Annotated in this window: 26 protein-coding genes; 12 read left to right on the top strand and 14 right to left on the bottom strand. The window is 44.2% G+C overall.

Going from position 1 to position 25517, the window contains the following annotated elements:
• Nucleotides 1-108: 108 nt before the first annotated feature.
• Together ACIG3F_RS12495 and ACIG3F_RS12490 are read left to right on the top strand one after the other, a co-directional pair.
• On the top strand, nucleotides 109-1146 hold the full coding sequence (locus tag ACIG3F_RS12495) for a type IV pilus twitching motility protein PilT (RefSeq protein WP_396470191.1): 1038 nt from the start codon (nucleotides 109-111) through the stop codon (nucleotides 1144-1146).
• Nucleotides 1147-1176: 30 nt separating this feature from the next.
• Nucleotides 1177-2298, top strand: a complete 1122-nt coding sequence (locus ACIG3F_RS12490; RefSeq protein ID WP_396470190.1) for a PilT/PilU family type 4a pilus ATPase — start codon at nucleotides 1177-1179, stop codon at nucleotides 2296-2298.
• A 67-nt stretch (nucleotides 2299-2365) separates the two neighbouring features.
• Here ACIG3F_RS12490 and fur read toward each other — a convergent pair whose 3' ends face one another.
• Nucleotides 2366-2803, bottom strand: coding sequence for a ferric iron uptake transcriptional regulator (fur, locus tag ACIG3F_RS12485; protein ID WP_005247099.1), 438 nt, complete (start codon nucleotides 2801-2803; stop codon nucleotides 2366-2368).
• A 112-nt stretch (nucleotides 2804-2915) separates the two neighbouring features.
• On the opposite strand from fur, the gene ACIG3F_RS12480 reads away from it, so the two are divergent.
• A complete protein-coding gene (locus tag ACIG3F_RS12480; RefSeq protein ID WP_396470189.1) occupies nucleotides 2916-3314 on the top strand; it encodes an outer membrane protein assembly factor BamE in 399 nt (132 codons plus the stop codon).
• A 100-nt stretch (nucleotides 3315-3414) separates the two neighbouring features.
• Here the strand turns inward: ACIG3F_RS12480 and ACIG3F_RS12475 are convergent, their stop codons facing one another.
• The 9 genes from ACIG3F_RS12475 to ACIG3F_RS12435 form a co-directional block, all read right to left on the bottom strand.
• Entirely contained in the window at nucleotides 3415-3747 is a 333-nt protein-coding gene (locus tag ACIG3F_RS12475) for an RnfH family protein (RefSeq protein ID WP_396470188.1), read from the bottom strand.
• The gene (locus tag ACIG3F_RS12470) at nucleotides 3747-4826 is read right to left on the bottom strand and encodes a hypothetical protein (protein WP_396470187.1); all 1080 of its coding nucleotides are present in this window, start codon (nucleotides 4824-4826) and stop codon (nucleotides 3747-3749) included. The genes ACIG3F_RS12475 and ACIG3F_RS12470 overlap by 1 nt, the downstream gene beginning before the upstream one ends.
• 143 nt (nucleotides 4827-4969) lie before the next feature.
• Nucleotides 4970-5425, bottom strand: a complete 456-nt coding sequence (locus ACIG3F_RS12465) for a bacteriohemerythrin (protein ID WP_004646133.1) — start codon at nucleotides 5423-5425, stop codon at nucleotides 4970-4972.
• 275 nt (nucleotides 5426-5700) lie between these two features.
• Complete coding sequence (locus ACIG3F_RS12460) at nucleotides 5701-6549, bottom strand: class II glutamine amidotransferase (protein WP_396470186.1); 849 nt, start codon at nucleotides 6547-6549, stop codon at nucleotides 5701-5703.
• Nucleotides 6550-6680: 131 nt separating this feature from the next.
• Nucleotides 6681-7589 (bottom strand): acetylglutamate kinase, encoded by a 909-nt coding sequence (argB, locus tag ACIG3F_RS12455; RefSeq protein ID WP_005104791.1) that lies wholly within the window; start codon nucleotides 7587-7589, stop codon nucleotides 6681-6683.
• Nucleotides 7590-7599: 10 nt separating this feature from the next.
• Nucleotides 7600-9018 (bottom strand): phosphomannomutase/phosphoglucomutase, encoded by a 1419-nt coding sequence (locus ACIG3F_RS12450; protein ID WP_396470185.1) that lies wholly within the window; start codon nucleotides 9016-9018, stop codon nucleotides 7600-7602.
• A 385-nt stretch (nucleotides 9019-9403) separates the two neighbouring features.
• Nucleotides 9404-9856, bottom strand: coding sequence for a dUTP diphosphatase (gene dut, locus ACIG3F_RS12445; protein ID WP_396470184.1), 453 nt, complete (start codon nucleotides 9854-9856; stop codon nucleotides 9404-9406).
• Nucleotides 9857-9903: 47 nt separating this feature from the next.
• Nucleotides 9904-11943 (bottom strand): UvrD-helicase domain-containing protein, encoded by a 2040-nt coding sequence (locus ACIG3F_RS12440; protein WP_396470183.1) that lies wholly within the window; start codon nucleotides 11941-11943, stop codon nucleotides 9904-9906.
• Between the two features lie 136 nt (nucleotides 11944-12079).
• Complete coding sequence (locus ACIG3F_RS12435) at nucleotides 12080-12733, bottom strand: OmpA family protein (RefSeq protein WP_004730587.1); 654 nt, start codon at nucleotides 12731-12733, stop codon at nucleotides 12080-12082.
• Between the two features lie 252 nt (nucleotides 12734-12985).
• Between ACIG3F_RS12435 and ACIG3F_RS12430 the strand changes: the two genes are divergently transcribed.
• From ACIG3F_RS12430 to ACIG3F_RS12405, 6 genes are all read left to right on the top strand, one after another.
• On the top strand, nucleotides 12986-13927 hold the full coding sequence (locus ACIG3F_RS12430) for an acyltransferase (protein ID WP_253160819.1): 942 nt from the start codon (nucleotides 12986-12988) through the stop codon (nucleotides 13925-13927).
• Nucleotides 13928-13929: 2 nt separating this feature from the next.
• Nucleotides 13930-14994 carry a preprotein translocase subunit SecA gene (locus tag ACIG3F_RS12425; RefSeq protein WP_396470182.1) on the top strand — a complete coding sequence of 355 codons (1065 nt, stop codon included), beginning with the start codon at nucleotides 13930-13932 and terminating at the stop codon, nucleotides 14992-14994.
• A gap of 159 nt (nucleotides 14995-15153) precedes the next feature.
• Nucleotides 15154-15867, top strand: a complete 714-nt coding sequence (minC, locus tag ACIG3F_RS12420) for a septum site-determining protein MinC (protein ID WP_396470181.1) — start codon at nucleotides 15154-15156, stop codon at nucleotides 15865-15867.
• Between the two features lie 66 nt (nucleotides 15868-15933).
• Nucleotides 15934-16746, top strand: coding sequence for a septum site-determining protein MinD (minD, locus tag ACIG3F_RS12415; RefSeq protein WP_064095797.1), 813 nt, complete (start codon nucleotides 15934-15936; stop codon nucleotides 16744-16746).
• Nucleotides 16747-16748: 2 nt separating this feature from the next.
• Nucleotides 16749-17021, top strand: coding sequence for a cell division topological specificity factor MinE (gene minE / locus ACIG3F_RS12410; protein ID WP_004279256.1), 273 nt, complete (start codon nucleotides 16749-16751; stop codon nucleotides 17019-17021).
• 196 nt (nucleotides 17022-17217) lie between these two features.
• Nucleotides 17218-17505 (top strand): PA4642 family protein, encoded by a 288-nt coding sequence (locus ACIG3F_RS12405; protein WP_004279254.1) that lies wholly within the window; start codon nucleotides 17218-17220, stop codon nucleotides 17503-17505.
• 62 nt (nucleotides 17506-17567) lie between these two features.
• On the opposite strand, the gene ACIG3F_RS12400 is transcribed toward ACIG3F_RS12405, so the two are convergent.
• A complete protein-coding gene (locus ACIG3F_RS12400) occupies nucleotides 17568-20627 on the bottom strand; it encodes a DNA translocase FtsK (protein WP_396470180.1) in 3060 nt (1019 codons plus the stop codon).
• A 249-nt stretch (nucleotides 20628-20876) separates the two neighbouring features.
• Between ACIG3F_RS12400 and trxB the strand changes: the two genes are divergently transcribed.
• The 3 genes from trxB to ACIG3F_RS12385 all read left to right on the top strand — a co-directional run bounded on the left by trxB (nucleotide 20877) and on the right by ACIG3F_RS12385 (nucleotide 23500).
• Complete coding sequence (trxB, locus tag ACIG3F_RS12395) at nucleotides 20877-21839, top strand: thioredoxin-disulfide reductase (protein WP_396470179.1); 963 nt, start codon at nucleotides 20877-20879, stop codon at nucleotides 21837-21839.
• 92 nt (nucleotides 21840-21931) lie between these two features.
• A complete protein-coding gene (aat, locus tag ACIG3F_RS12390; protein WP_396470178.1) occupies nucleotides 21932-22663 on the top strand; it encodes a leucyl/phenylalanyl-tRNA--protein transferase in 732 nt (243 codons plus the stop codon).
• A 21-nt stretch (nucleotides 22664-22684) separates the two neighbouring features.
• Complete coding sequence (locus ACIG3F_RS12385) at nucleotides 22685-23500, top strand: arginyltransferase (protein WP_396470177.1); 816 nt, start codon at nucleotides 22685-22687, stop codon at nucleotides 23498-23500.
• 15 nt (nucleotides 23501-23515) lie between these two features.
• Here ACIG3F_RS12385 and rimI read toward each other — a convergent pair whose 3' ends face one another.
• From rimI to ACIG3F_RS12370, 3 genes are all read right to left on the bottom strand, one after another.
• Complete coding sequence (gene rimI, locus ACIG3F_RS12380; RefSeq protein WP_396470176.1) at nucleotides 23516-23974, bottom strand: ribosomal protein S18-alanine N-acetyltransferase; 459 nt, start codon at nucleotides 23972-23974, stop codon at nucleotides 23516-23518.
• 105 nt (nucleotides 23975-24079) lie between these two features.
• Nucleotides 24080-24961, bottom strand: coding sequence for a metal-dependent hydrolase (locus tag ACIG3F_RS12375; RefSeq protein ID WP_396470175.1), 882 nt, complete (start codon nucleotides 24959-24961; stop codon nucleotides 24080-24082).
• Nucleotides 24962-25184: 223 nt separating this feature from the next.
• On the bottom strand, nucleotides 25185-25517 hold a 333-nt coding region (locus tag ACIG3F_RS12370), incomplete at its 5' end, for an elongation factor Tu (protein ID WP_396469774.1).

Here is a 25517-nt window from a genome sequence, read left to right as displayed (position 1 = left end):
TTCATTCATCTTTTTTTCCCTTGCCCATGAACTAAGTGTTGGTTAAGCTGTGGGAAAGCCTTATTATTCTATCAAAATAATTAACATTTTAATGAACTCGGGGACCTTATGGATATCACAGAATTGTTGGCATTTTCTGCTAAAAATGGTGCGTCGGATTTACACTTGTCTGCGGGCTTACCGCCAATGATTCGTGTCGATGGGGAAGTTCGTCGCATCAACCTGCCAGCATTAGAACACAAAGAAGTGCATAAACTCGTTTATGACATCATGAACGATAAACAGCGCCGTGATTTTGAAGAAAATCTGGAAACTGACTTTTCTTTTGAAGTGCCTGGCGTGGCGCGTTTCCGTGTCAACGCATTTAACCAGAACCGCGGTGCCGGTGCGGTATTCCGTACCATTCCCTCTAAAGTCCTGACCCTTGAAGATCTGGGCATGGGACAAATTTTTAAGGATATCTGTGAATATCCACGTGGTCTGGTACTGGTCACAGGCCCAACCGGTTCGGGTAAATCAACTACCTTGGCGGCGATGCTGGATTATATTAATGACAACCGCTATGACCATATTCTGACCGTCGAAGATCCGATCGAATTTGTGCATCAGTCCAAGAAATGTCTGATTAACCAGCGTGAAGTGCATCGTGATACCCATGGCTTTAATGAAGCACTGCGTTCAGCACTGCGTGAAGACCCGGACATTATTCTGGTCGGTGAGATGCGTGACCTTGAAACCATTCGTCTGGCACTAACTGCGGCAGAAACGGGTCACCTTGTTTTCGGCACCCTGCATACCACCTCAGCGGCCAAAACCATTGACCGTGTGATCGACGTATTCCCTGCTGAAGAAAAAGACATGGTACGCGCCATGTTGTCTGAATCCCTACAAGCCGTAGTTTCACAGGCCCTGCTCAAGAAAAATGGTGGCGGACGTGTCGCGGCGCATGAAATCATGATTGGTATTCCTGCGATTCGTAACCTGATTCGTGAAAATAAGGTCGCACAAATGTATTCTGCGATTCAAACTGGTGCCAACTATGGCATGACTACGCTGGATCAGACCCTGAAAACGCTGGTATCTAAAGGGATTATAAGTCCGCAAACGGCGCGTACCGCAGCCAAACAGCCAGAAGCATTCTTATAAGAAAAATTAATTGTATTGGGGTTTTTATCCATGGATTTTAACGGCTTACTCGATTATATGGTGGAGAAAAAAGCATCGGATCTGTTCATTACTGCCGATGTCGAACCTTCGATCAAGATTAATGGGCAGATTTTACCGATTGGTTCGGTAAAATTGCCCGGTGCTGCAGTGGGGCAACTGCTCAACTCCATCATGAGCGACAAGCAACGTAAAGAATTTGCCGACACGCGTGAATGTAACTTTGCCATCAGCACACCGGACAAGAGTGCCCGTTTCCGTGTCAGTGCCTTTCAGCAACGTGATCAGCCGGGTATGGTATTGCGTCGGATTGAAACCGTGATTCCGACCATGGACGAACTCAAGTTACCGCCGATTTTAAAAGAACTGGCGATGACCAAACGTGGCATCATCATTTTTGTCGGGGCAACCGGTACCGGTAAATCTACCTCGCTGGCGTCTCTGGTCGGTTACCGCAATGAAAACTCCAAAGGACATATCATTACCATTGAAGATCCGATCGAGTTCATTCACCAGCATAAGGGCTGTATCATCACCCAACGTGAAGTCGGTATTGATACGGATTCATTTGAAATTGCCCTGAAAAATACCTTACGTCAGGCGCCGGACGTGATTCTGATTGGTGAGATCCGTTCGCGTGAAACCATGGATTATGCGATTGCCTTTGCCGAAACCGGCCATCTGGTTTTTGCGACCCTGCATGCCAACAATGCCAACCAGGCGATTGACCGGATTATTCACTTCTTCGAAGCAGACCGGCATAACCAGCTGTTCATGGACTTGTCACTGAACATGAAAGCGATTGTGGCACAGCAACTGATTCCAACCATTGATGGGAATGGCCGCCGTGCCGCGATTGAGATCCTGATTAACTCGCCCCTGATTGCCGACCTGATCCGTAAAGGTGATGTGCATGAGATCAAGGATCTGATGAAGCGTTCCCGTGAACTGGGCATGCAAACCTTCGATCAGGCGCTGTACGACCTGTATAAGGCCAAACAGATCAGTTATAAAGATGCGCTGAAACATGCGGACTCACCGAATGACTTGCGCCTGCAAATCAAACTTTCTGAAGAAGGTGGTGGACATTTATTACGTGCCCATTCCAATATCACCTTTGATGGTCAGTCCTGATCACCGTGCAGGCATAAAAAAACAGGCTTCGTTTGAGGCCTGTTTTTTGTTTCAACCCAAGGTCAAATTATTTTTTACGAAACACTTCCTGACATGCAGTTGCATCACAGTAGCCATACAGATTCAGGGAGTGACCGGTTAACTCGAAACCAAATTTTTCGGCAACATCATGCTGCTCTTTTTCAATGGTATCATTGATAAATTCAACCACTTTGCTGCAATTCAAACAGACCAGATGATCGTGGTGATCTTCCTGCATGATCTCAAAAACAGAATGATTGTTTTCAAAATTATGACGCTCGATAATACCCGCAGCTTCAAACTGTGTTAACACACGATACACAGTTGCTAAACCTACATCTTCACCCTGATCGAGTAAAGTCTTGTAAATATCTTCCGCACTTAAATGATGTTGTCTTGAATTTTCTAGTAATTCTAATATTTTAATTCGTGGAAGGGTAACTTTCAGTCCAGCTTTTCGTAAATCTTGGTTTGAAATAGTCATGTAAAAAGGTCTCTCAACAAAATCAAAGTTGGAATATGCAACAAACTTTAGATGCAGTATGATCTATCCTTGGATCAAATGCATCATAATTAATTTGGGATAGTTTAGCAAAATGCAAAAAATCATGTTGACGTTATTCGTCACTTCATTGCTCGTCGGCTGTTCGACATTAGGTGTTTATAAAGTAGATATTCCACAAGGAACCCCTTTAACCCAAGCACAAGCCGCTAAAATTCAGGTGGGAATGAGCCATCAACAGGTGCGTTTCTTACTGGGCAGTCCAACAGTAAGCGATCCACTGAATCCTTTACGTTGGGACTACATCTATAACTATACCCCAGGAACCTACGCTAAAAAAGCCAAGATCCCGGCAGCCCAAGGCCAGCATTTGAAAATCCACTTTAACCAGTCTGGTATCGTGGAACGTGTTGAAGGTCTGGAGACGATTCCAGAGTCTCAACCCGGCTTACCAGGATCAAAAGAAGCAATTTTAAATGCTCCTCCACTATAGTCGGTTTCTCATGAAAAAGCCCCTGAATCATCAGGGGCTTTTTTGATTAAGCTGATTGATTGAGCAGATCATTGAGGCTACTGCTCATTCAAGCCGCTTTCTATTCGGAAGATGGTTTCAACTTTCTTAAAAGATTGCCTCTGGCATAACGTCCTACCGGATTTTTTTCGGCACGTTTACGCCGGATATCCTTAGGATTGATGGTCAGTGCTCGGTAAATTTCCACCCGATCCCCTGCTGCCAGTGGCTGCTGATGATCTTGCAAACGCACGCCAAAAATGCCCAGAGATAACAGTTCAGGCAATTCGACCTGCTCACGGATTCTACTTTGCTCAATCGCATCCAGTGCCGTCATGCCGGGCTGAAATGGCAGGGCTAGATGAAATTGTTTTTCTGGCGTCGCATACGCCACCCAGATCATCGCCTCACTCATCAGACGAATTGTCCCAAGACAGCGACTATCGCCAGAATAATCCCGACCGGTAACACTACACGTACTGCAATACGCCAAATGTTATAAAACGCTTCAGAGCTGAAATTCATTGATTTACGCAAATGACTGATCTTCATGATCCAGCCGGCAAATAATGCATAGATCAAACAAATCAATAAGCCCCAGACGAGCAAGACCACATTGAAAATTGGGCTTAGATTTGGAATAGCCCAGATCAGCGTAACCGCCGCCACAATCGCCCATTGAATCGCAGGATGAAGCTGGCGTTGCTGTAATTGTTCACGTGCCATTTGCAGCATTAATGCGGCAGCTACCACCATCGCTGCGACCAAAGTAAATGCAGGGATTTGCGCTTGTACAGCAAAGAAGGCAAATGCAATGACAGCAACGAGCTGCGCAATCCAGATCGGCAATACCGTCTTGCTGGCCACATCCTGTTGTTGTACAGCGCTCAGGCTAGACTGCCAGTACAAGCCCATGCCCAGACCACTTGCGACCAAAGCCAATACAGTGGCATTGCCCCATTCCGAGAACTCAACTGGCGTGACTTGCCATGCAGGTAGCGCAGTTCCCATCACATTGGCCAGAACCAGAGACGCCAGCACACCAATCATTGTAACAGCTAATAAAATTTGACGTGGCAGCAGTGACAAAGCCAGAGCAACTATTGCCAACCCGATCAACAGAAGATTCGGTGCAAAATCAAGTGCAGTAACCGTTAGAACATTGCTGGCATTGTTCAGCATGGCACCCGCCAGAAACGGAATAAAGATCACACTTAACCAGCCGACAATACGCCATTTCTGTGACGCATCCGCTTCACGGGTCAGCGTCGACAGCGCCTGTAATGGCGTTGTTTTAGAGCGCTTGGCCAAAGCAATTTCCAAGTAGCAGACTGGAAGTGCCAGAATCAGCATGGTGGCTAACCAGAGCATCCAGAAATCCAGCTGACGATCAATCTGTATACCGGTTATCGGTGCGAGCGTCGCGATGATAATAAACGATAGACAGAAAGCCATCAGCGGCGATAACCATTTTGACATAGCATTGTCCTGCATGATGCATTCCTATAAAAATCTAGCGCTATTTTGCCTTGTGAAGCGGTGAAAATCAAAAACAAAAAGCAAACCACCTTAACGGTGATTTGCTGCGCCAAAATTATAATTAAATTGTAATTCTTGTTATCTCTTCACATCTTTTATTATGAGAAAAACCGAGCGAACCAGTTTTTACCGGTTTTCTTTTCTTTTTCCTTAATGATGCCCATCATATTTTCTTTTACGGCACCCACATAATCGGCATCATCGTGCTGAATATGGTTAATCAGCCATTTCGATAAGACTTCGTGCAGTTCATGTTCAATGGACTGTCCCAGTTCAAAACGGTCACGATAAGACTCGATTTTTTTAATAAACAGGTCATGCACACGTTTATGCGGCACCCGATATTTATAGCCGGCTTCTTCCTGAAGAGATTCCTCAAAGGTGAAATGCGACTGGGTATAATCAATAATATTGTCGAGAATCTGTTTAATACGGGCACGCTCGGTATTGGCATCAATTCCATCAATTTCGTTGATATAATCGAGAATTCGTTTGTGCTGATCGTCAATCACATCGATACCAGTATTATAATCTGGAACCCATTTCATTTTCATTACGACCACCTATAAATATTAAGGACTTATAACGTGAAAATGAGCATATAGCGTATTGATTCAAATAAAAATGAAGCAAATTAGTCGGCTTTCCGCCTAAATCCGGCTTTTTCATTTTAAGTTTCTGTTATATATAATTAAAAATAATTTATCCTGAGTAAAAGGCTAAGATATTAATTAACCAAAATCCGCAATAAACCTTTATTTATTCTTAGATTTTTTCTTATTTTTTAAATATAAAAAAACGGAGTTTAAACTCCGTCTTTAATCGCATTTCAATATTGATCAGCTCGCGTGACGCGTTTTAAGGAAGGATCAAGACGTTCACGTTCCAGACGTTCAACATGCGTCAACTGAGAACGCACTTTTTCCCCATGCTGAAACAGGATCATTTCACCCGGCTGGAAAGCAGTCCACTCTTCATTCTGGGTCAATGGTTCAGTGGTAATCACCGCCACACGATCTTCAGGGGTCGTGACCTGACTAAAGTCCACTTCGACATCAATATCAATCAGCTGAGCCGGTCTAAACGGGTATTCACGTACCAGCCAGTGGAGTTTAGTAATCGCATAGCTAAACAGTGCCTGACCATTCGACAGGCAGAAATTAAAGGTGCCATGCTCCGCGATTGCAGGTGAAATTTCAGCTAGAAGATCGAAAACCTGATCCAGTTTTGGCTCATGATAGCCAAAGCGTTTCACAAGTTGATCCAGCAGGTAGCAGAAGGCACGCTCACTGTCGGTATTTCCGACTGGGGTAAAGCGCCCTGACAGTTCAGGAAAATAATCATGCAAATCGCCATTATGGGCAAAAATCCATTGCCGCCCCCAAAGTTCACGACTAAAAGGATGCGAGTTTTCCAGATTAATTTTGCCTTGCGTGGCTTTACGGATATGCGCAATCACATTGCGGGATTTGATCGGATAGTTACGCACTAGCTCGGCAATCGGCGACTCAACCGCAGACTGGTTATCGACGAACAGACGGCAGGCTTTATCTTCAAAGAAAGCAATCCCGAAACCATCCGCATGATCAGAGGTAATGCCCGCCCGCTGGGAAAATCCGCGGAAAGAAAAAGTAATATCCGTCGGGGTGGCACAATTCATTCCGAGCAGTTGGCACATGGTCTGGTTTCAGCTCTCTATTTACTTAGAAGCTTATTGTGCATGACTGTTCCTGTCATTTCAAATATCTGGGTTTGATAAATCCAAATAAAAAAGAGCCTCTATTGAGACTCTTTTTGGCAAAAAATGGATTAAGAACGATGTGGATTGGCACGATTGGTAATGAGGGTTCCAACACCATGATCGGTAAAAATTTCTAGTAAGCTGGCATGTGGTACACGACCATCCACGATATGCGCACTCACGACACCGCCTTTTACTGCATCCAGGGCACAACCCACTTTCGGAATCATGCCACCATAAATCACGCCGGTTTCAATTAAACGATCGACTTCTTGAGTGGTCAAACCAGTCAAAAGATTTTTATTTTCATCCAGTACACCCGTGATGTTAGTCAGCAGAATCAGTTTTTCTGCCCCCAAAGCTTCAGCGACTTTACCAGCGACCAGATCGGCATTGATATTATAGGTATTGCCTTCTTCGTCGACGCCTAGCGGGGCAATGACTGGAATAAAGTCACTATTGGTGAACATTTCCAGAACATCGGTTTTCACACCGACAACTTCACCGACCAGACCCAGATCAATTTGCTGAACCGAACCATCTTCAGCCACTTTTTCCATCAACAGTTTTTGTGCACGGATCAGGTTACCATCTTTACCGGTAAGACCAATCGCACGGCCACCATGCTGGTTGATCAGGTTCACGATAGATTTGTTAACGCTACCGCCAAGTACCATCTCGACCACTTCCATGGTCGCAGGATCAGTCACGCGCATGCCGTCAATACGGTCTGATTCACGGCCCAGCTGTTTCAGCATGGAATCGACTTGCGGACCACCGCCATGTACCACGATCGGATTAATGCCGACTGTTTTTAATAATACGATATCACGTGCAAATGAACTTTCCAGCTCAGGATCGGTCATCGCATTACCGCCGTATTTTACCACCAGGGTTTTACCCGCAAAGCGTTGAATATATGGCAAAGCTTCTGTCAAAATCTGTGCTTTGTCGATGCCTGTTTGTTGATTTGGCATTCGCCTCTCCTTATTGAGCATCTAAAATGTCTTGAGCGATCTCTGGATAACGGTCACGCAACATGGCTACAAACAGATGACGAATTTCATTCAGACCTTGGGCATTATTGGCATCAAAGCGCACCGTGAAATACTCACCTGTATTGGATGCTCGAATGATGCCAAAACCATCCTCAAAATCAAGACGTATCCCATCAATTTTACTGATTTGCGCATGAATTCTTGCGGATTGCTGTTCAACGAAGTTTAAAAGCTCAACTGGACGCACTTGGCGCGTTGAAATATAAAGATCTTCAGTACCATACCGTTTTGGATAAGCCGCCAAGGCCTGCGCCAAACTTAGACCAGTTTGATCCAGATATTCCATGACTCTGAGCGCTGCATAGAGTCCATCATCATAGCCCCAACCGCGACCATCATTAAAGACATAATGTCCGGCATATTCCCCACCAAAAATCGCCTGATGCTGAGACTGGTTCAGATAAGTTCTGAGAAATGAACTGCCGGTACGAATCATCACCGGCTCTCCACCTAGACGTTGCACCGTATCACGAACTAAGGTTGAACATTTCACATCATAAACAAATTGGCATGGCGCTGAATCATTGAGACAAATTTCAGCAAACAGGCACAATAACTGATCGGCTGTAATAATCTGACCATGTTCATCAATCAGAACCAAGCGATCGCCATCACCGTCCAAGGCAATACCGAGATCAGCCTGCTGTTGCATGACGGTTTGACGTAAAGTCTCAAGATGTTTGTCTTGCGAAGGATCCGGCGCATGATCCGGAAAATGTCCATTCGCCTCACAACGTAAAGCAATCACTTCACAGCCCATTTTTCTGAGTACCAAGTCAGCACAACGTCCGGCTGAGCCATGCAGACCATCCAGAATCACTTTAAATGAGCGCTTTAATTGAATATCTTCTAATATTCCCTGCTGATACTGCAGGCAAAACTCTGGAATAATCTGATGCGGCAGTTCAGCTAAAGTAATTAGCTGGCTATCGCAATGTGACTTTGCCAGTTGGGCCACCTGTTGAATCATCTCAGGACAAGGTGGTTCACCATCAATAATCCATTTAATACCATTATCTTCTTTAGGATTATGACTGGCAGTGACCATAATGCCATTGCCATCAAACTGGCGTGCGGTGAAATATAGCATTGGGCTAGAACAACAACCTACAATAGTGGCTTCCAGCGAATAATCTTTAAAAATACGGGCAATCGTGTCGGCAAAAGCCGGACTACTGATGCGTGCATCATAACCAATGGCGACACGTGTCTGTCCCGCAGTCTGATACTGCTGGGCTAAACCGTGGGCAATTGCATCAATGATCCCGGCACCTAATAGACTGACTTTACCGCGTATGTCATAGGCACGAAAGATATGCATGGGGAATGGATGATTCATAGATCCCATAAAACTGTCTTTTCACTATTCGTTAAAATAAGGAGATTTAAAATGATGATTTCATCATAGTGACTTTAAACATTTGTTTTTGTTTTAAGACCCGCTATTTTTAAACGATTTCAATGTAACAATCAATTATAAAAATATAATCTACAACTTTAGAATTATAGGGTTCTTGTAATTAAACAATGATTATTTAATTATATTTATTTTGAGTTTCATCTGATTAGATATTTGATCACTACATAAATTTTAGATGTAAATAATTCTACTTGGCCAGAAAATAAGATTTTATTTTTAAATATATTTCAATCAACTCTTTTTTAATATCTGATTCACTTAACTAAAAAAAATGGCTTACATCCAGTTAATGAATGTAAACCATGATTAAAACTTAGTTTTTACCCGTATGACCAAAACCGCCAGCACCGCGTTCAGTCGCTTCGAATTCATTCACCAGATCGAATTCAGCCTGCACCACAGGAACCAAAACATACTGCGCCAAACGTTCACCTGGCTCTAAGCTGAATGTCGTCTGGCTACGGTTCCAAACGGATACCATCAATTCACCCTGATAATCAGAATCGATTAAACCTACCAGGTTACCCAACACGATCCCATGTTTATGACCCAAACCCGAACGTGGCAAAATCAGACCAGCAAAGGCAGGATCTTCAATATAGATTGCTAAACCAGTTTTTACCAAAACCGTTTGGCCTGGTTCAATGATTGTGGTTTCTGTAACACATGCACGCAAATCCAGCCCCGCTGAACCTGTCGTAGCATAAGTCGGTAATGGCCATTCCTGACCGAGACGCGAGTCAAGGACTTTCACCTGAACTTTCATGTATTCATTCCTGTTGTTTCATTTAAAATAAGAGCAAGCCTTGTGTCTTATCGTTTGATAAGGTTACGCAAATTATCAAGATAATGTTGGGCTTGCAATTTCGGATCGATGTTGCCTGCCAGCTTTTTCTTGCGGCCTAACCATTCCAGTTCATCTTCTGGCAATTCATCCAGGAAACGGCTTGGGGTCATCTGCTTCATCTGCCCGCCCGCCTTGCGCTGTTCTGCCAACGTAATGGTCAAGCCCTGACGTGCACGGGTAATCCCCACATACATCAGACGGCGTTCCTCTTCGACGGTTTCCGCAGCGATCGAGTTTTTATGCGGCAGAATTTCTTCTTCCAGCCCGATTAGATAGACATAAGGAAATTCCAGACCTTTAGACGCATGCAAGGTCAATAAGTTGACTTTATCGGTGTCTTCTTCTTCCTGTTGCTGCTCCAGCATGTCCAGCAGCACCATTTTACGAATCACGCTTTCAATATTCTTTTCGTCGACATCTTCAGCACGGTTAATCAGGCTTTGAATGCTGCTGTAGAGCACTTCGATATTGTCGAGCTTGGTTTTTTCTTGTGCTGGCGTGGCTGCAGTTTCCTTGATGTAATCGATATAACCGGCTTCAACCATCATCTGGCGGATGATCGGTACCGGTTCATCATCATCCAGTAAATTGCGGGTAAAGCCCTCAATAAAATCGGCAAACTCGGCCAATTGGGTGGTGGCCTTTTTCGGAATCGCCATGGTCAGACGCTGATCCGCAGCCGCAGCCAGAAGCGACAGATTATTTTCCTGAGCAAATAGACCGAGCTTTTCCAGCGTTACCGGACCAATCGCCCGTTTTGGCGTATTGATGATTCGCAGGAATGCGCTGTCATCTTCAGGGTTAATGATCAGGCGTAAATAGCTCATCATGTCTTTGATTTCGGCACGTGCGAAGAAGGACTGTCCGCCAGATAATTTATACGGAATCTGCATCTGACGTAGATGGGTTTCTAAAATACGTGCCTGGAAATTGCCGCGGTACAATACCGCATAATCTTTCCAGCTTTTACCATTCATCAGCTTATGCGTGATCAGGTCTTTGACCACGCGTTCTGCTTCGTCATCATCATTGCGGCAGGTAATCACGCGGATCACTTCACCGTGACCTTTGTCTGACCAGAGCTTTTTATCAAAAATATGCGGATTATTGCCAATGACAGTGTTGGCTGCTTTGAGAATACGACTGGTCGAACGATAGTTCTGTTCCAGTTTAATCACTTTTAAATTAGGAAAATCCTGCTGCAGCAAGGCCATATTTTCCGGTTTAGCCCCACGCCAGGCATAGATTGACTGATCATCATCGCCTACTGCGGTGAACTGTCCCATCACGCCAACCAGTAATTTCACCAGAATATACTGTGCGGTGTTGGTATCCTGATATTCATCGACCAGCAGATAACGCACGCGATTTTGCCATTTGTCACGGACTTCGGCATTTTCCTGCAGCAAGCGTGTTGGCATCACAATCAGGTCATCAAAATCCACGGCGTTATAGGCGCGCAAATTACGTTCATATAATTGATATAAATGCGCAAACTGCACATCTTCGGCAGTTTCACAGGTGGTATGGGCCTGCTCGGGCGGAATCAGATCATTTTTCCAGTCCGAGATCATTTTCATGGCTTTGGCAATCAGTTCTTTGCTTTCTGCACCAGATAAATTGTCACGCTGCATCAGATCCATCAGAATGCGCTTACAGTCGTCGGCATCCAGAATCGAGAAATTATTTTTAAGTGGGGTATGTTTCAACTCCAGGCGCAGCATATTCAAGCCAAAAGTATGGAAGGTCGAAACTGAAACCCCTTTACTTTCTTCACGTGTCAACAATTTGCTGACACGCTCTTTCATCTCACGTGCTGCTTTGTTGGTAAAGGTCATCGCCGTAATACGATGTGCCGGAATCCCGCAATGCTTGACTAAATACGCGATTTTTCGCGTGATCACTGAAGTCTTGCCTGAACCCGCTCCTGCAAGTACTAACAAGGGTCCTTGAGTGTATTTCATGGCTTCAAGTTGCTTGTCATTTAACTGACTGGCGAGTGACATATGGCTTCCTCTTCTAGATTCGGCTCCGATTATAGTCATCTCTGCGTCAGTTGCCTAATTTAAAATACGATTAATCAGGTCAATGTTCAGATATAAAAAAACCACCCGAAGGTGGTTTTTCTTAAGCGTTCAAGAATTATTGAACTGCATATACCGCGATTTCTACACGACGGTTTTGTTCTTTACCCGCAGCAGTTGTGTTGTCTGCAATCGGGTTCGCTGAACCTAGACCTTGCGCATTAATACGTGAACGTACAACACCTTGACCAGCCAAATAAGTCGCTACAGAATTTGCGCGTGCTTGAGACAATGGCAAGTTAATTGAGTCATTACCCGTGCTGTCGGTATAACCAGTTACAAGGATACCGCTCTTGTTATCTTCAGTTAATACTTGCGCCACTTTGTTTAAAGTGCCATAGAAGTTTGGTTTGATATTTGATTTGTTGGTATCAAATGTAATGCTGCCTGGCATCACAAGGTTAATCGAACCATCTGCATTACGGTTAACGTCTACGCCCGTACCCGCTGTTGCTTGACGTAATTTTTTCTCTTTGTTATCAAGATACACACCCGCTGCACCACCCACAACAGCACCAATCGCTGCTGCACGGTTATTTTGACGGCTGGTATTCGCATTGCCTTTAGAAACACCGTAACCTGCTGCAGCACCAATTAAAGTACCTAGAGCAGCTTTATCATATTCCACACCACCGATGTTATTACCAGTTGATTGACAACCTGTAAGTGCTACGGCCCCTGCTACAGCTGCTGAAATGACTAGTGCACGCATCGCATGACTCCTTGTTGTATGCTTTGTTGTTAAGCGAGATAATGATTTAAATTGAATGGGCTAACCATTGAATTTTTGTTAATAATAAATCGTTTAGTAATATTTTGTAATGTTTATATGTAACTAAAACCAAGTAGTTCGTCACAATATCTTCATAGTTTCCTGTTTAGGCTTTTTTATTTGCCTAACTGTCTCTATATTACTCAAAATATGAAAAAGTTTAAGTGATTAATCTCTGGGGACTGTTTGGATATGTCATCGAATAGCAACAAGCAACCGACTTTAAAAAAACTGGCGCGTGGCCTGACGGTCACATCCGTCATGACGGGCAGTACTTTTTTTCATGGTCCCCCGGTGCTGGCCTTGGGTTTAACCAAACTTTTTAAAAAATCCGCAAAAGTGGATGAAACCAATATCAAGATTACCAACAGCTGGTTAGGGGTCAATAATTGGCTGATTGAGCATGTACTGAAAAACACGCAATGGCAAATCAGTGTAGATGAATCACTGGATTTGAATATGCAGGGACGTTATTTGATGACCTGTAATCATCAAAGCTGGGTCGATACTACTGTCAATCAGTACTTCGGTCTGACCCGTATGCCCCTGACGCGCTTCTTTACCAAATGGGAACTTATTTTTATTCCTTTTGTTGGTCAGGCCTTTAAAATTTTGGGTTTCCCAATGATGAAACGGCATAGCAAGGAACAGATTGCTAAAAATCCTGCGCTGAAATATCGGGATATGGAAGAGGCACGTAAATCCTGTGAACAGCTGATCAGTCAGCCTTTTACCCTGTTAAATTATCTGGAAGGCACCCGCTTTACCCAAGAAAAGCATGATCAGCAGCAGTCTCCCTATACACATTTACTGAAACCTAAAGCCGGTGGTCTGGCATTGGCGCTAAGTATTCTCGGCGATAAAATTGATGCGCTGGTCGACATGACCATTGTTTATCCTGATGGTATTCCGGGCTATGGTGAATTTTGGTTAGGTGAAGTGCCACGTATTGCGGTAAATTTAAGAAAAATTGATATTCCTGACTGGGTACTGGGCGGCAATTATGAAGATGATGCTGAATATCGTGCACGTTTTCAAAAATGGATTGATCAAATCTGGACTGAAAAAGATCAGCTCATCGCACAAATGCAGCAGAACTTTGCCCAAGCCCCAGTCGGATCTGTAACCGAGTAATTATGAAGAACGACAACCCGGACATTACGTCCAGCTCCTTTAAATTTGTTCGTAAAGGAACCTGGGGCTGGAAAATTGCACTGATTTACGATATTTTCATGATGGTTTTAATCATCATCAATCTGTTCTGTCTCAGTGCCAACGCCATTTTAATGAGCGATTTTGGTCAGTGGTTGTTTGACTTCATTCGTTTACCCGAAGTGTTGCAGTTTTATAAAAGTGATTTACGCCCTTGGGTCATCATTACCGAGGGCTGGTTTACTACCTTCTTAGTCTGTGAATTACTGGCACGCTGGGTCATCGCGATTGTCCTGCGTCATCATCGACGCTGGTGGTTCTTCCCTTTTGTACACTGGTATGAAATTTTATCCATTATCCCTCAACTGCGTTTCCTGCGCCTGCTGCGGGCCGTCGCGATTGGCTACAACCTGCATAGCCATGGTTATAAAGTAATTCCCAATCGTTGGTATCGCCAAGGCAACTTTTATTACAACATGCTGATGGAAGAGCTTTCTAGTCGGGTGGTACTGACTGTACTGGACGGCATCAAGCGTGAACTGACCACAAGTACATCACATAAACAGTTAATTGATGATTTGGTGGAACATCACCGTAAATTACTGGCCATTGCCTTGGCAGATATCTTGCAGGAATCTTTGGGTAAGGAATTGCAGTCACAACGTTCCATGATCGCTAAAAATGTAGGGCAAGTAGTGAACCAGGCGATTGAAGATACTCCTGAACTGACCCAATTATTACGTTTGATTCCAATTGTGGGCAGCCGGATTGAACAGCAAATTCAAAGTATTGGTCAACGCTTGGGCGAAAATATCACGCAAGGACTGATTGAACCATTTACCCACACAGGTCAAAAAGAAAATCCGACTTTTACCCTAATTTCAGATAAAATCAGCCAGATTCAGATTGAACATAATCCACATATTGATAAATTGGTCGAATCGGCTGTTTTTGAAACACTTGAAGCAATCCGAAAACAGGTAAAAGTCAAACAGTGGCAACAGATTTTAGAAGAACATGAGCAAAATCAGAGCTCAATAGATAAGTAAAGTTTAAAGTACAGAATCAGACTAATCCGTCCGGTCCTGTTCGCATAAAAAAATAACTGAGATCGCTAGAGAATTACTGCAATTTGTTCTAGGATTTGCACTATTTACAACATTGCTTCGACACAAAACCAGCAGGTCAGAAGTATTTAAGGAAGAATTATGGCTGATATACGGATAAAAGGCAGAATGGTCAATGCGATACGCATTAGCCTAGATACCAATGATCATGATGCAATCCGCCAGCAACTTAGCCCAAAATTACAAGCAGCATTTCCACCCGGCACTTTGGCAGTCATTGAAAGTTCAGTTGAACAGGAACTCATTGCGCTGATCCAACTGTTAATCAGTCTGGATGTACAGCCTATGGCTGTTACTGAAGGCTTACTTGGAGATCAGGCGCGCGCCATTCAGTTCCCGGTACTGCCACCTGATCGACAGTTAGAAGAAATTAAAGCCACCAAAGAACAGGTGGTGGAAGTTAAACCAGAACCTACAGCGGTGAATGATGATCAAGCCCCTGCTGCCCCGATCGTTGCGCATATCACCTCATATCATGATGAAATTCTGCGTACCGGCCAATGTATCGTGCAGCATAATGGCGACATTATTATTAATGCCGGCATCAACAGTGGTTCAGAAGTGATTGCTTCAGGCAATATTCATGTCTATGGCAGCGCACGTGGCCGGGTCATTGCAGGTGCGGGTGGTAATACTGCAGCACGCATTTTCTGTCATAGCCTCGAAGCTGAACTGATTTCGATTGCAGGAACCTATTGTGTGGCGGATGACATTCCACCACATGTAGTTAAAAAATCTGTGCATATTCACTTGAATGATCAACTAGAGCTTGTATTTGAAGCTCTACAATTTTAATGTATAAATAAACACCAAAAACCCCATTTTAAACAGGGGATTTGAACCATAACAGGAGTGGATTCGGTGGCGAAAATTGTTGTCGTAACGTCAGGCAAAGGTGGTGTAGGTAAAACTACAACGAGTGCATCTTTTGCAACAGGTTTAGCCCTACGCGGTCACAAAACTGTTGTTATTGATTTTGATGTAGGTTTACGTAACCTTGATTTGATTATGGGCTGTGAACGCCGTGTAGTTTATGATTTTGTGAATGTTTTAAATAACGAAGCACGATTACAACAAGCACTGATTCGCGATAAAGATATTGAAAATTTATATATTTTACCTGCATCACAAACACGTGATAAAGATGCCTTAACCGATGAAGGTGTTGCTCGTGTAATGGATGAGCTTTCGCAGGAATTTGATTATATTATCTGTGATTCACCTGCCGGTATTGAACGTGGTGCTATTTTGGCCATGTATCATGCGGATGAAGCCATCATTGTAACTAACCCTGAGATTTCTTCAGTACGTGACTCTGACCGTATCATTGGTATGCTCGACAGTAAAACTAAAAAAGTAGAACAAAACGAAGGTCGCATTCGTAAGCATCTGTGTATTACCCGTTTCAATCCGGAACGTGCCGATAAACAGGAAATGCTGACGATTGATGATATTTCTAAGGATATTTTACGTGTACCGACCTTGGGCGTTATTCCTGAGTGTCCAAGCGTTCTACAGGCATCGAATGAAGGTAAGCCAGTGATCAATTTCACTGAAGCTGCAGCAGGTCAGGCCTATGATGACCTGGTTGCGCGTTTCCTTGGCGAAGAGCGACCTTATCGTCATATCGAGGTAAAACCTAAGGGCTGGTTAGCACGACTATTTGGAGCGTAGACATGGCAGGATTCTGGAGTAAACTTTTTAGTGGCGAGGATAAACCATCAAGCGCACGGACTGCTAAAGACCGTTTGAAGGTGATCGTTGCATCCGAACAAGGCTTGGGTCGTCGCTTGAGCCAGGACAAAATTGACCAGATGAAGACTGAAATCATGCAAGTGGTCAATCGTTATGTCCGCGGTGTCGATGAACAACATATTCAAATGCAGGTTCGTTCTGAAGCCAATATTGAAATGCTTGAAATGAATATCAATTTACCTGAAGAACGATAATCTGATTTTTGATTGGTCAAGTAAATTGATTCAAGGCAAAATATGAGAGTGGTAGAAATAGTAGTTTAGCTATATTCCGCCCACTTGAAGCATAGCTTCAAGTCTTGCGACTAGGCAAAGCAGTGCTTTGCTAATCTAGTCTCATATTTTGCCTTTTTTCATGCCGAAAAAACTACATTAGATCAAGGAAATTGCGATGGCATTATCTCAACCAGCGACCTTTAACGAAGAATGGTCAGATGAGCGTGTATTTGCCTATTTAAATCAGCTTCCTCCTGCAGGTGTTAATGCTGATTTTCACGTGCTTTATCATGCTTTCAAGCATATGCGTCCATTTGATTATGAACGCCTGTTGACGAAATTTGTCGCTGATGGCCGTGATGTCAATGCAACCAATCCGGAAGGACAGCGGATTCATGACGTGATTGCCACTTTCCCGCGTCAAAGTGCCGAGTTTCTGGATGTATTAGCGAAGTTTGCCTGAGTCAAAAATACATAAAAAAGCCTGCTTTGAAAGCAGGCTTTTTTATTGAAGATACACTGAAACTAAACCAGAATCTCGCGTTTGCCGTTGGCACCCATGCCGCTGACAATGCCGTTTTCTTCCATCTGATCAATGATCCGCGCAGCACGATTATAGCCCAGACTGAATTTACGCTGCAAGGATGAAGTAGAAGCCTTACGGGTTTCCAAAACAAAAGCTACACACTGGTCATACAGCGCATCGCGGTCTGATCCACCGTCGCCACCATCTTCAAAACCACGGCTAGATGGTTCTTCATCGAATGGTGTCAGGATCTCGTCGACATAATTTGGTGAACCACGTTCACGCCATGCATCACAGATCCGGTTGACTTCGTCATCGGCAATAAAAGCGCCATGCACACGCTCAGGTTCGATTTTACCTGGGCCCAAGAACAGCATGTCACCGTGACCGAGCAAGTCCTCTGCACCACCCGCATCCAGAATAGTACGCGAGTCGATCTTGGAGTTAACCCGTAATGCGACACGTGTTGGAATATTGGCTTTGATCAAACCGGTGATCACGTCCACCGATGGACGTTGGGTCGCAAGCAACAGGTGAATACCAGCAGCACGTGATTTTTGTGCTAGACGGGTAATCATTTCTTCGGCTTTCTTACCGACCTGCATGATCATGTCCGCGAACTCATCCGCGACAATTACAATGGAAGGCAACGGCGTCAAACGCGGCGCACGCTCACCCACAACAGAATCGCTGGCTTTCCATGTTGGATCGATCAGATCTTCACCATTGGCAATCGCCTCTTCCACCTTGCGGTTATAATCGCTCAGTTTACGGATTTTCAGGAAAGACATCAGTTTATAACGACGTTCCATCTCATTGACACACCAGTTCAATGCGCTGACTGCATCTTTCATATCAGTGACTACAGGCGTCAACAAATGTGGAATATCATTATAGTTTGCCAGTTCCAGCTGCTTTGGATCGATCAGAATAAGACGCAATTCATCCGGTGTATATTTCAGCAACATCGATAGAATCATCGAGTTCACTGCCACCGATTTACCCGAACCCGTGGTACCCGCCACCAACATATGCGGCGCTTTCCCCAGATCAGCAATCACCGGATTACCGGAAATATCCTTACCCATTGCCATGGAGAGGATGCTATTCGGATCAGTGAAGGCTGGAATGGTCAAAAGTTCGATCAAACGGACCATTTCACGGGTACTGTTTGGTACTTCAATTCCGATATACGGCTTGCCAGGAATGACTTCCACCACACGCACCGATGCCATCGACATCGAACGTGCCAAATCACGCGAAATATTCGTCACTTTAGAGGCTTTTACCCCTGGTGCCAGATCTAGTTCAAAACGTGTCACGACTGGGCCTGGCTGTGCTTCTACCACTTTGGCTTTGACATTGAATTCTTGCAGCTTGATTTCAAGAAGTTCAGATAAACGCGCCAGCTGTTCTTCAGTAAAATTCACTTTTTTATTCGGATCAACTTCATCCAGTAAATCTAGCCCTGGAAGTGGCGATAAATCTTTACGGCGCTCCACCACCTGCATGGCACGTGACATCGGACGGCCTGAAGCATCGGTCAAAGGAGCATCAAAATCAAACTCGTCTTCATCTTGTGGTTTACCAGCCGTTTCTTGCCAGGCTTCTACAAATTCTTCTTTAGATAAAGCTTCGCGTACTGCTGCATGAGTTGCAGAAGGAGGAGATACTGGTTGCTCTATACCCTGATGCTGAATTGGTACCTGAACAAAAGCAGAAGATTGGGCATAGCTTGATGCACGTATTGGTTGGCTTGGCTCTTCCTCTTCAATCAGCAAATCACCCAGGTCATCCAGATCGGCCTGTAATGCGCTGTTTTTCACAACATGTGCTGTCGCCATAGATGCCATGACAGGTGCAACATTGGTCATGTCTTCTACAATTCTTGCTGTCTTTTCAGCTGGCGCTGTATTGAATGGGCTATGCACATCGGTCGCAGTTTTGCCTTGCGGAACTGCAGCCAGAAGTTCATCAAAGATTTCATCATCATCCCAGTCCAGGCCCGTATGTGAAGCAGGTGCTGTTCTGGTATGAGCATGAGTCTGTGCTGCAACAGATTGTGGGGCAGCTATATGTGAGACTGGAGAATTAAGCTGTTCTTCTTCGGCTGCTTTGAGTAAGGCATCAATATCCTGTTTATGGCGCTGATCTTCATTTGAATGTAAGGCACGCCACACCTCGCCTGTCGCTACCACACGATCCGGCTGTTGAGGCACTTGCCGTACTTGCTTAAATGTCTCGACTGGCTCAGCAGTCTGCTGCTCAGCTTCAGGAATATCATCATAAAACTGCGGTTGTTGTGATTCTTTATCGGCAAAATCATCAAATAAACGTTCAGCCACTTGGTCACGCACCACCGGATCTATTTCTACCAGTTGATGCTCAGGCGCAGGTGTTACTGCAACCGCTACTTTTTTTGCACTAATGACTGGCTCTTTTTTGGCGACAGGTGCAGTCCGGTCAAAATCAGACATGCCTTCAGGCACATTGCGGTAGAATAGGTCTTGTAGATAAGCAGGCGTTGCTTTGAGGCTGCTCCAGGTCTTGTTCCATTTCACCCCAAAAGCCAAGGTAAATAACACCACCCAAAGCACCAGCAGGAAGAATGCTGCACCGTATACTGTCAGCAATTGTTCCAGACTCTGACCTAATTCATAGCCAATAATACCGCCGGAAGAATTATCCAGCGTATCAGCAGGGACTTGCCAGAATAAAAACAACAGCGCTGAGGTGGCCAGCAACAGGAAGAATTGTGCAGCATAGCGAAATGGCCGGTTCAGGAAGCTACGCGGCCACCAGACCTGAATCGCTTCCATAAACAGATAGACAGGGATCAGCAGACTTGCCCAACCGAGGAAGCCAAACAAAAGGTCTGCAATCCAGGCACCCGCTACCCCACTGGCATTCGAAACGGTCTGCGTATCACTGGAGATATGCATCCACCCCGGATCAAATGGCGTATAGGTCACTGTTGCAAGAAACAGATAAATCCCAAATGAGACTAAAAATAATGTCATTACTAAGCGCTGTGCATAGGCACTCGACACCGCTGTCATATACTGTCCTGTAACCAATTCTTCATGAATATTCTTTTGCTTCAATGCTTGAAAAAAGCGACGCAATAAAATGCATATTATGCACCTGTTCTGTGAAAAAAGATGCACTATTGTGCAAGCACAATGTTACTTATGCTATATAGCCCAAATCGATTTCAATGATCAATAATATCGACTTTAATCTCACACCACTGTTATACAGTTTCACGTATAATTCAATAAATTTCTAAATAAAAAAGGATACAGCTGATGAGCGCACGTCACTCACGACTGATTATTTTAGGTTCTGGCCCTGCAGGCTATAGCGCAGCAGTGTATGCAGCGCGTGCAAACTTGAAACCTACCTTGATTGCAGGCTTGCAACTGGGCGGTCAGCTGACCACGACGACTGACGTCGACAACTGGCCGGGTGACCCCGAAGGCTTGACTGGTCCAGCATTGATGGAACGTATGCAGGCACATGCAGAGCGTTTTGGCACTGAAATCGTGTATGACCATATCAATGAAGTGGATCTTAGCCAGCGCCCGTTCGTATTAAAAGGCGATATGGAAGAATTCACCTGTGATGCCCTGATCATCTGTACCGGCGCAACTGCCCAATACCTCGGTCTGGAATCTGAAGCAACCTATATGGGTCAAGGTGTCAGTGCTTGCGCGACTTGCGATGGTTTCTTCTATAAAAACCAGAAAGTAATGGTCGTAGGTGGCGGTAATACCGCTGTTGAAGAAGCGTTGTATCTATCTAATATTGCGTCTCACGTGACTCTGGTTCACCGTCGTGATTCATTACGTTCTGAAAAAATCTTGCAAGATCATTTATTTGCCAAAGAAAAAGAAGGCAAGATCAGCATTATCTGGAACCATCAAGTCGATGAAGTATTAGGTGATGCGCAATCTGGCGTGACCTCGGTTCGTCTTAAATCAACTCAAGATGATTCTACTCAAAACGTTGATGTGACGGGTATGTTTGTGGCGATTGGTCACAAGCCAAATAGTACGATGTTCGAAGGTCAATTGGAGCTTCGTGATGGTTATATCCAAGTGCAAAGCGGTACTGCAGGTAATGCAACACAAACGTCGGTACCAGGTGTATTTGCAGCAGGTGATATTGCTGACAGTATTTACCGTCAAGCCATTACTTCTGCGGGTTCAGGCTGTATGGCTGCGCTGGATGCAGAAAAATATCTTGATGCAATGGGCAAACTAGACTAAGCAGCAAGAATAAAAAAGCCGTCCATTAGGGGCGGCTTTTTTATTGCTAGAATGAGATGATGATTTATCTATAGATTTATGTCGGGTCTGCCATGTCTTTACTTCCTCCCTCAGAATTCATTTTTCCCAATCCGGTCGAGGTTGATCCTGAAGGTGAAGGATTGATTTGTATTGGTGCAGACCTCTCCCCTTCTACACTTTATGAAGCCTATACGCATGGATTATTTCCATGGTTTTCAGAAGGTGATCCGATTTGCTGGTGGAGTCCGGAACCACGCTGCATTATTCGCCCCGAAGATTATCATCCGAGCAAATCCCTACTACGTAATATGAAAAAGCAGGATTATAAAATTACGGTCAATCATGCTTTTGAAAGAGTGATTCGTTCCTGTTCCCTACCTCGTGCTTATGCAGACGACACTTGGATCAGTGAAGATATTATTGCAGGCTATTGTGACATGTTCGACACAGGATATGGCTACAGCATTGAGGTCTGGGATGAAGATCGCGTCGTCGGTGGACTTTATGGTGTGACCATCGGTCAAGGCTGTTTTGGTGAATCCATGTTTAGTACGCAAACCGATGTTTCTAAAATGGCTTTCTATACTTTAATGCTGATTGGACAGGAAAATAAACTACCCTGGATCGACTGCCAACTGGTCAATGATCATCTGTTAAGCCTGGGTGCCTGTACACTTTCTCGCCAAACTTATCTTAATTCTTTACAAGATATTGTAAAAAAGCCTGCTATCGATTGGAAAAAGTATCAGGAAGGTGTATTTTCAAGTAAAACAATAGCGCAAAACGCGCGCTTAAGTGAATGAAAATAACAGAGGGTAGTTGTTATGAACTCTTATCAGCCAAAGGCCCTACTGAACGATTTACAGTATTATATTACGCCGCCGCATGATTGTAGCTATTTGCCCAACAAGTCGGCGCGCATGGTTTTTCTGGATCCTGCACATCGAATTGATGTAGTAACTTTATCGGAACTGTCACGTACCGGTTTCCGCCGCAGTGGTGATTTCGTCTATCGACCTGAATGTCATCTGTGCCGTCAATGTCTGTCTTCGCGTGTGCCTGTCGCTGAATTTCGCATGAACAGTTCACAAAAAAAAGCCTGGAAACGTAATCAGGATCTGGTGATGAAAATTACCAGTCCAGAGCACGCCGGTGATCTGCATTATGCGCTGTATGAACGCTATATTAATGAACGCCACGCAGATGGCGACATGTTTCCACCGATTCGGGAGCAGTTCGAAAAATTTTTATTACAAAGCTGCACCGACAGCTTCTTTCTAGAATTATGGCAAGGTGAGCGTCTCATCAGCGTTTCCACCTGCGATCTACTGGATGATGGCATTTCGGCCGTCTATACTTTCTTTGATCCGGATGAAAATCGTCGTTCACTCGGTGCTTTTGCAATCTTGAAACAGATTGAACATGCACAAAAGCTGGGCTTGCAATTTATCTATCTGGGTTATTGGGTGCCACATTCCAACAAGATGAATTACAAATCTCAGTATCTGCCACTGGAACTCTTGATCGATGGACAATGGCGACGCTTAAATCATGCCCTGAATGCCACAGAGATTCAGCAATTGGGAAACTCATTAATGACGACCTTACCCAGCGGATGGAATCACCAGATTATTAAATAAGGTCGTCAGTTTGTATTATTTAAATAGACTAGCAAAATCATCCGTACATGCTTTCACCATAATGATGGCATGTTCACGACTTCCATTACTGTTAGGATAATAATTCTTGCGCAGATCAATCTGATGAAAGCCTGATTTTTCATATAGCTTGATCGCAGCCTGATTACTCTCGCGTACTTCCAGGAAAATCTGCACCGGATTATTTTTTAGCATGGCCACTGAAGCCTCCAGCAACTGATAGCCCAAGCCCTGGCCTTGCTGTGCTGGATCAATTGCCATGAGCAATAAATTGGCTTCGTCCAGCACCGGTTGTAAAATACAAAATCCGGCCACCTGCCCTTGCACTTCAATCACGGTACTTTGATAAGCCGTTACAGCATCTTGGAACTGTTTTAAAGTCCAGGGATGTGATTGAACCGACCTTTCAATCTTTGCCACGGCTTCTACATCCGCTGCTTGCATTAAACGAATCATCTTCGTTCATCTTATATAGAATCAACCTTCGCATTATAGAAACTTCATCCAAAAAATCGAGCAAAAAAAAGAGCGATTTTAATCGCTCTTTGATCTTCAGTTCTGTCACAGACCCAATTTGGCTTTCCAAGTCGCCAACAACTGATCTGTATGATGATCATTCGGATGGAATCCCGGTTTAAAATACATCAGCATTTCTTTCGCCATACCCGTAATGACACCTCTAGAAGGACTATAGGCATAGGTATAAATGGCTTTTAAGGACTCAAGATTGAATTGCTGATCCTGTTTAAGCAAACGGGCGAGGAAATAGCTTTGCACCACAAATAAGGTTGCCATTGCGATGACCAAGGATGAAGTACGCAGTGCATAGGCTTTTAGGCCTTTGCCAAAAACTCCTTCAAAGACATCATATGCAACTGCCTTATGTTCATTTTCCTCGATGGCATGCCATAACCACATGGTTTTCATGGTTTCATCTGTCATCAATTCCTGAATGTGACTATTGGTCAAAAGCTGTGAGGCAATGGTTGCAGTGAAATGCTCAAGTGCCGTGGTTGCAGTCAAATCTACCATTTCTTGGGTAATTCCCACAGGCTTACCCAGTTTAGCCATGACTTTACGTGTCGTTTGAATGACTTTATCGGTATAATGATCAAGCGTCTCGACATCATGCCCATGTTTTTGCGCAGATGCATTAAAGCCGATATGCTCGTGAGTATGCATGGCTTCCTGACCAATAAAAGCGGAAATTTCTTTTTGTAATGCTTCATTATTGGCAATTGCAGGATGTTTACGCACCGCACGGACTGAATCTATAAAAAACTTTTCTCCCGCTGGAAATAGCGCAGATAATGCCGTCATAAAATGAGTGAGACCTGCTGAACCATTCATCCAATATTCCGGTACAGCATCAAAATCAAAGTTCATGCGACGAACTGGAAAACTAGCACCGGCACGATTGGTAATATTTACTTTCGCATTCATGTGACCACTCCCATCAGGCCAATCCAGGCCCGAAAATTTAATATTCATATTCTTATCTGTATATTACGTGGTAATTTTTTTTACATAAGTGCAGTTTAGGTCAAGCCGATATCAGATAAGGACAGCTTTTAAAATCATTGTCAGACAATTTATTTTTAGTTTTATAAAAGTTTAGATCAAAAAAAAGCGCCTCAAAGAGGCGCTTTTCTTACACAATCAGCGATTATGCAGTTACTTTAGCAACTACACCAGCACCAACTGTACGACCGCCTTCACGGATCGCAAAACGTAGACCTGGGTCCATTGCGATCGGGTGGATTAGCTCTACTGACATCTCAACGTTGTCACCAGGCATAACCATTTCCACGCCTTCTTTAAGCGCGATCGCACCAGTTACGTCCGTAGTACGGAAGTAGAACTGTGGACGGTAACCGTTAAGGAATGGAGTGTGACGACCACCTTCTTCTTTAGAAAGTACGTATACTTCTGCATCGAATTTAGTGTGTGGCTTGATCGCACCTGGTTTAGTCAATACTTGACCACGTTGTACGTCTTC

It is taken from the genome of Acinetobacter sp. NPDC052428, from assembly GCF_044547685.1.
Classification (GTDB): Bacteria; Pseudomonadota; Gammaproteobacteria; order Pseudomonadales; family Moraxellaceae; genus Acinetobacter; species Acinetobacter lwoffii_G.
Note: the sequence above shows the minus strand (reverse complement) of the source record. Positions and strands in the feature narration are given on the sequence as shown.

Coding starts and splice junctions, on each gene's coding strand:
- ACIG3F_RS12495 (WP_396470191.1), top strand. CDS start 109: ATGGATATCACAGAATTGTTGGCATTTTCTGCTAAAAATGGTGCGTCG.
- ACIG3F_RS12490 (WP_396470190.1), top strand. CDS start 1,177: ATGGATTTTAACGGCTTACTCGATTATATGGTGGAGAAAAAAGCATCG.
- fur (WP_005247099.1), bottom strand. CDS start 2,803: ATGACTATTTCAAACCAAGATTTACGAAAAGCTGGACTGAAAGTTACC.
- ACIG3F_RS12480 (WP_396470189.1), top strand. CDS start 2,916: ATGCAAAAAATCATGTTGACGTTATTCGTCACTTCATTGCTCGTCGGC.
- ACIG3F_RS12475 (WP_396470188.1), bottom strand. CDS start 3,747: ATGAGTGAGGCGATGATCTGGGTGGCGTATGCGACGCCAGAAAAACAA.
- ACIG3F_RS12470 (WP_396470187.1), bottom strand. CDS start 4,826: ATGCAGGACAATGCTATGTCAAAATGGTTATCGCCGCTGATGGCTTTC.
- ACIG3F_RS12465 (WP_004646133.1), bottom strand. CDS start 5,425: ATGAAAATGAAATGGGTTCCAGATTATAATACTGGTATCGATGTGATT.
- ACIG3F_RS12460 (WP_396470186.1), bottom strand. CDS start 6,549: ATGTGCCAACTGCTCGGAATGAATTGTGCCACCCCGACGGATATTACT.
- argB (WP_005104791.1), bottom strand. CDS start 7,589: ATGCCAAATCAACAAACAGGCATCGACAAAGCACAGATTTTGACAGAA.
- ACIG3F_RS12450 (WP_396470185.1), bottom strand. CDS start 9,018: ATGGGATCTATGAATCATCCATTCCCCATGCATATCTTTCGTGCCTAT.
- dut (WP_396470184.1), bottom strand. CDS start 9,856: ATGAAAGTTCAGGTGAAAGTCCTTGACTCGCGTCTCGGTCAGGAATGG.
- ACIG3F_RS12440 (WP_396470183.1), bottom strand. CDS start 11,943: ATGTCACTCGCCAGTCAGTTAAATGACAAGCAACTTGAAGCCATGAAA.
- ACIG3F_RS12435 (WP_004730587.1), bottom strand. CDS start 12,733: ATGCGTGCACTAGTCATTTCAGCAGCTGTAGCAGGGGCCGTAGCACTT.
- ACIG3F_RS12430 (WP_253160819.1), top strand. CDS start 12,986: ATGTCATCGAATAGCAACAAGCAACCGACTTTAAAAAAACTGGCGCGT.
- ACIG3F_RS12425 (WP_396470182.1), top strand. CDS start 13,930: ATGAAGAACGACAACCCGGACATTACGTCCAGCTCCTTTAAATTTGTT.
- minC (WP_396470181.1), top strand. CDS start 15,154: ATGGCTGATATACGGATAAAAGGCAGAATGGTCAATGCGATACGCATT.
- minE (WP_004279256.1), top strand. CDS start 16,749: ATGGCAGGATTCTGGAGTAAACTTTTTAGTGGCGAGGATAAACCATCA.
- ACIG3F_RS12405 (WP_004279254.1), top strand. CDS start 17,218: ATGGCATTATCTCAACCAGCGACCTTTAACGAAGAATGGTCAGATGAG.
- ACIG3F_RS12400 (WP_396470180.1), bottom strand. CDS start 20,627: ATGACAGCGGTGTCGAGTGCCTATGCACAGCGCTTAGTAATGACATTA.
- trxB (WP_396470179.1), top strand. CDS start 20,877: ATGAGCGCACGTCACTCACGACTGATTATTTTAGGTTCTGGCCCTGCA.
- aat (WP_396470178.1), top strand. CDS start 21,932: ATGTCTTTACTTCCTCCCTCAGAATTCATTTTTCCCAATCCGGTCGAG.
- ACIG3F_RS12385 (WP_396470177.1), top strand. CDS start 22,685: ATGAACTCTTATCAGCCAAAGGCCCTACTGAACGATTTACAGTATTAT.
- rimI (WP_396470176.1), bottom strand. CDS start 23,974: ATGATTCGTTTAATGCAAGCAGCGGATGTAGAAGCCGTGGCAAAGATT.
- ACIG3F_RS12375 (WP_396470175.1), bottom strand. CDS start 24,961: ATGAATGCGAAAGTAAATATTACCAATCGTGCCGGTGCTAGTTTTCCA.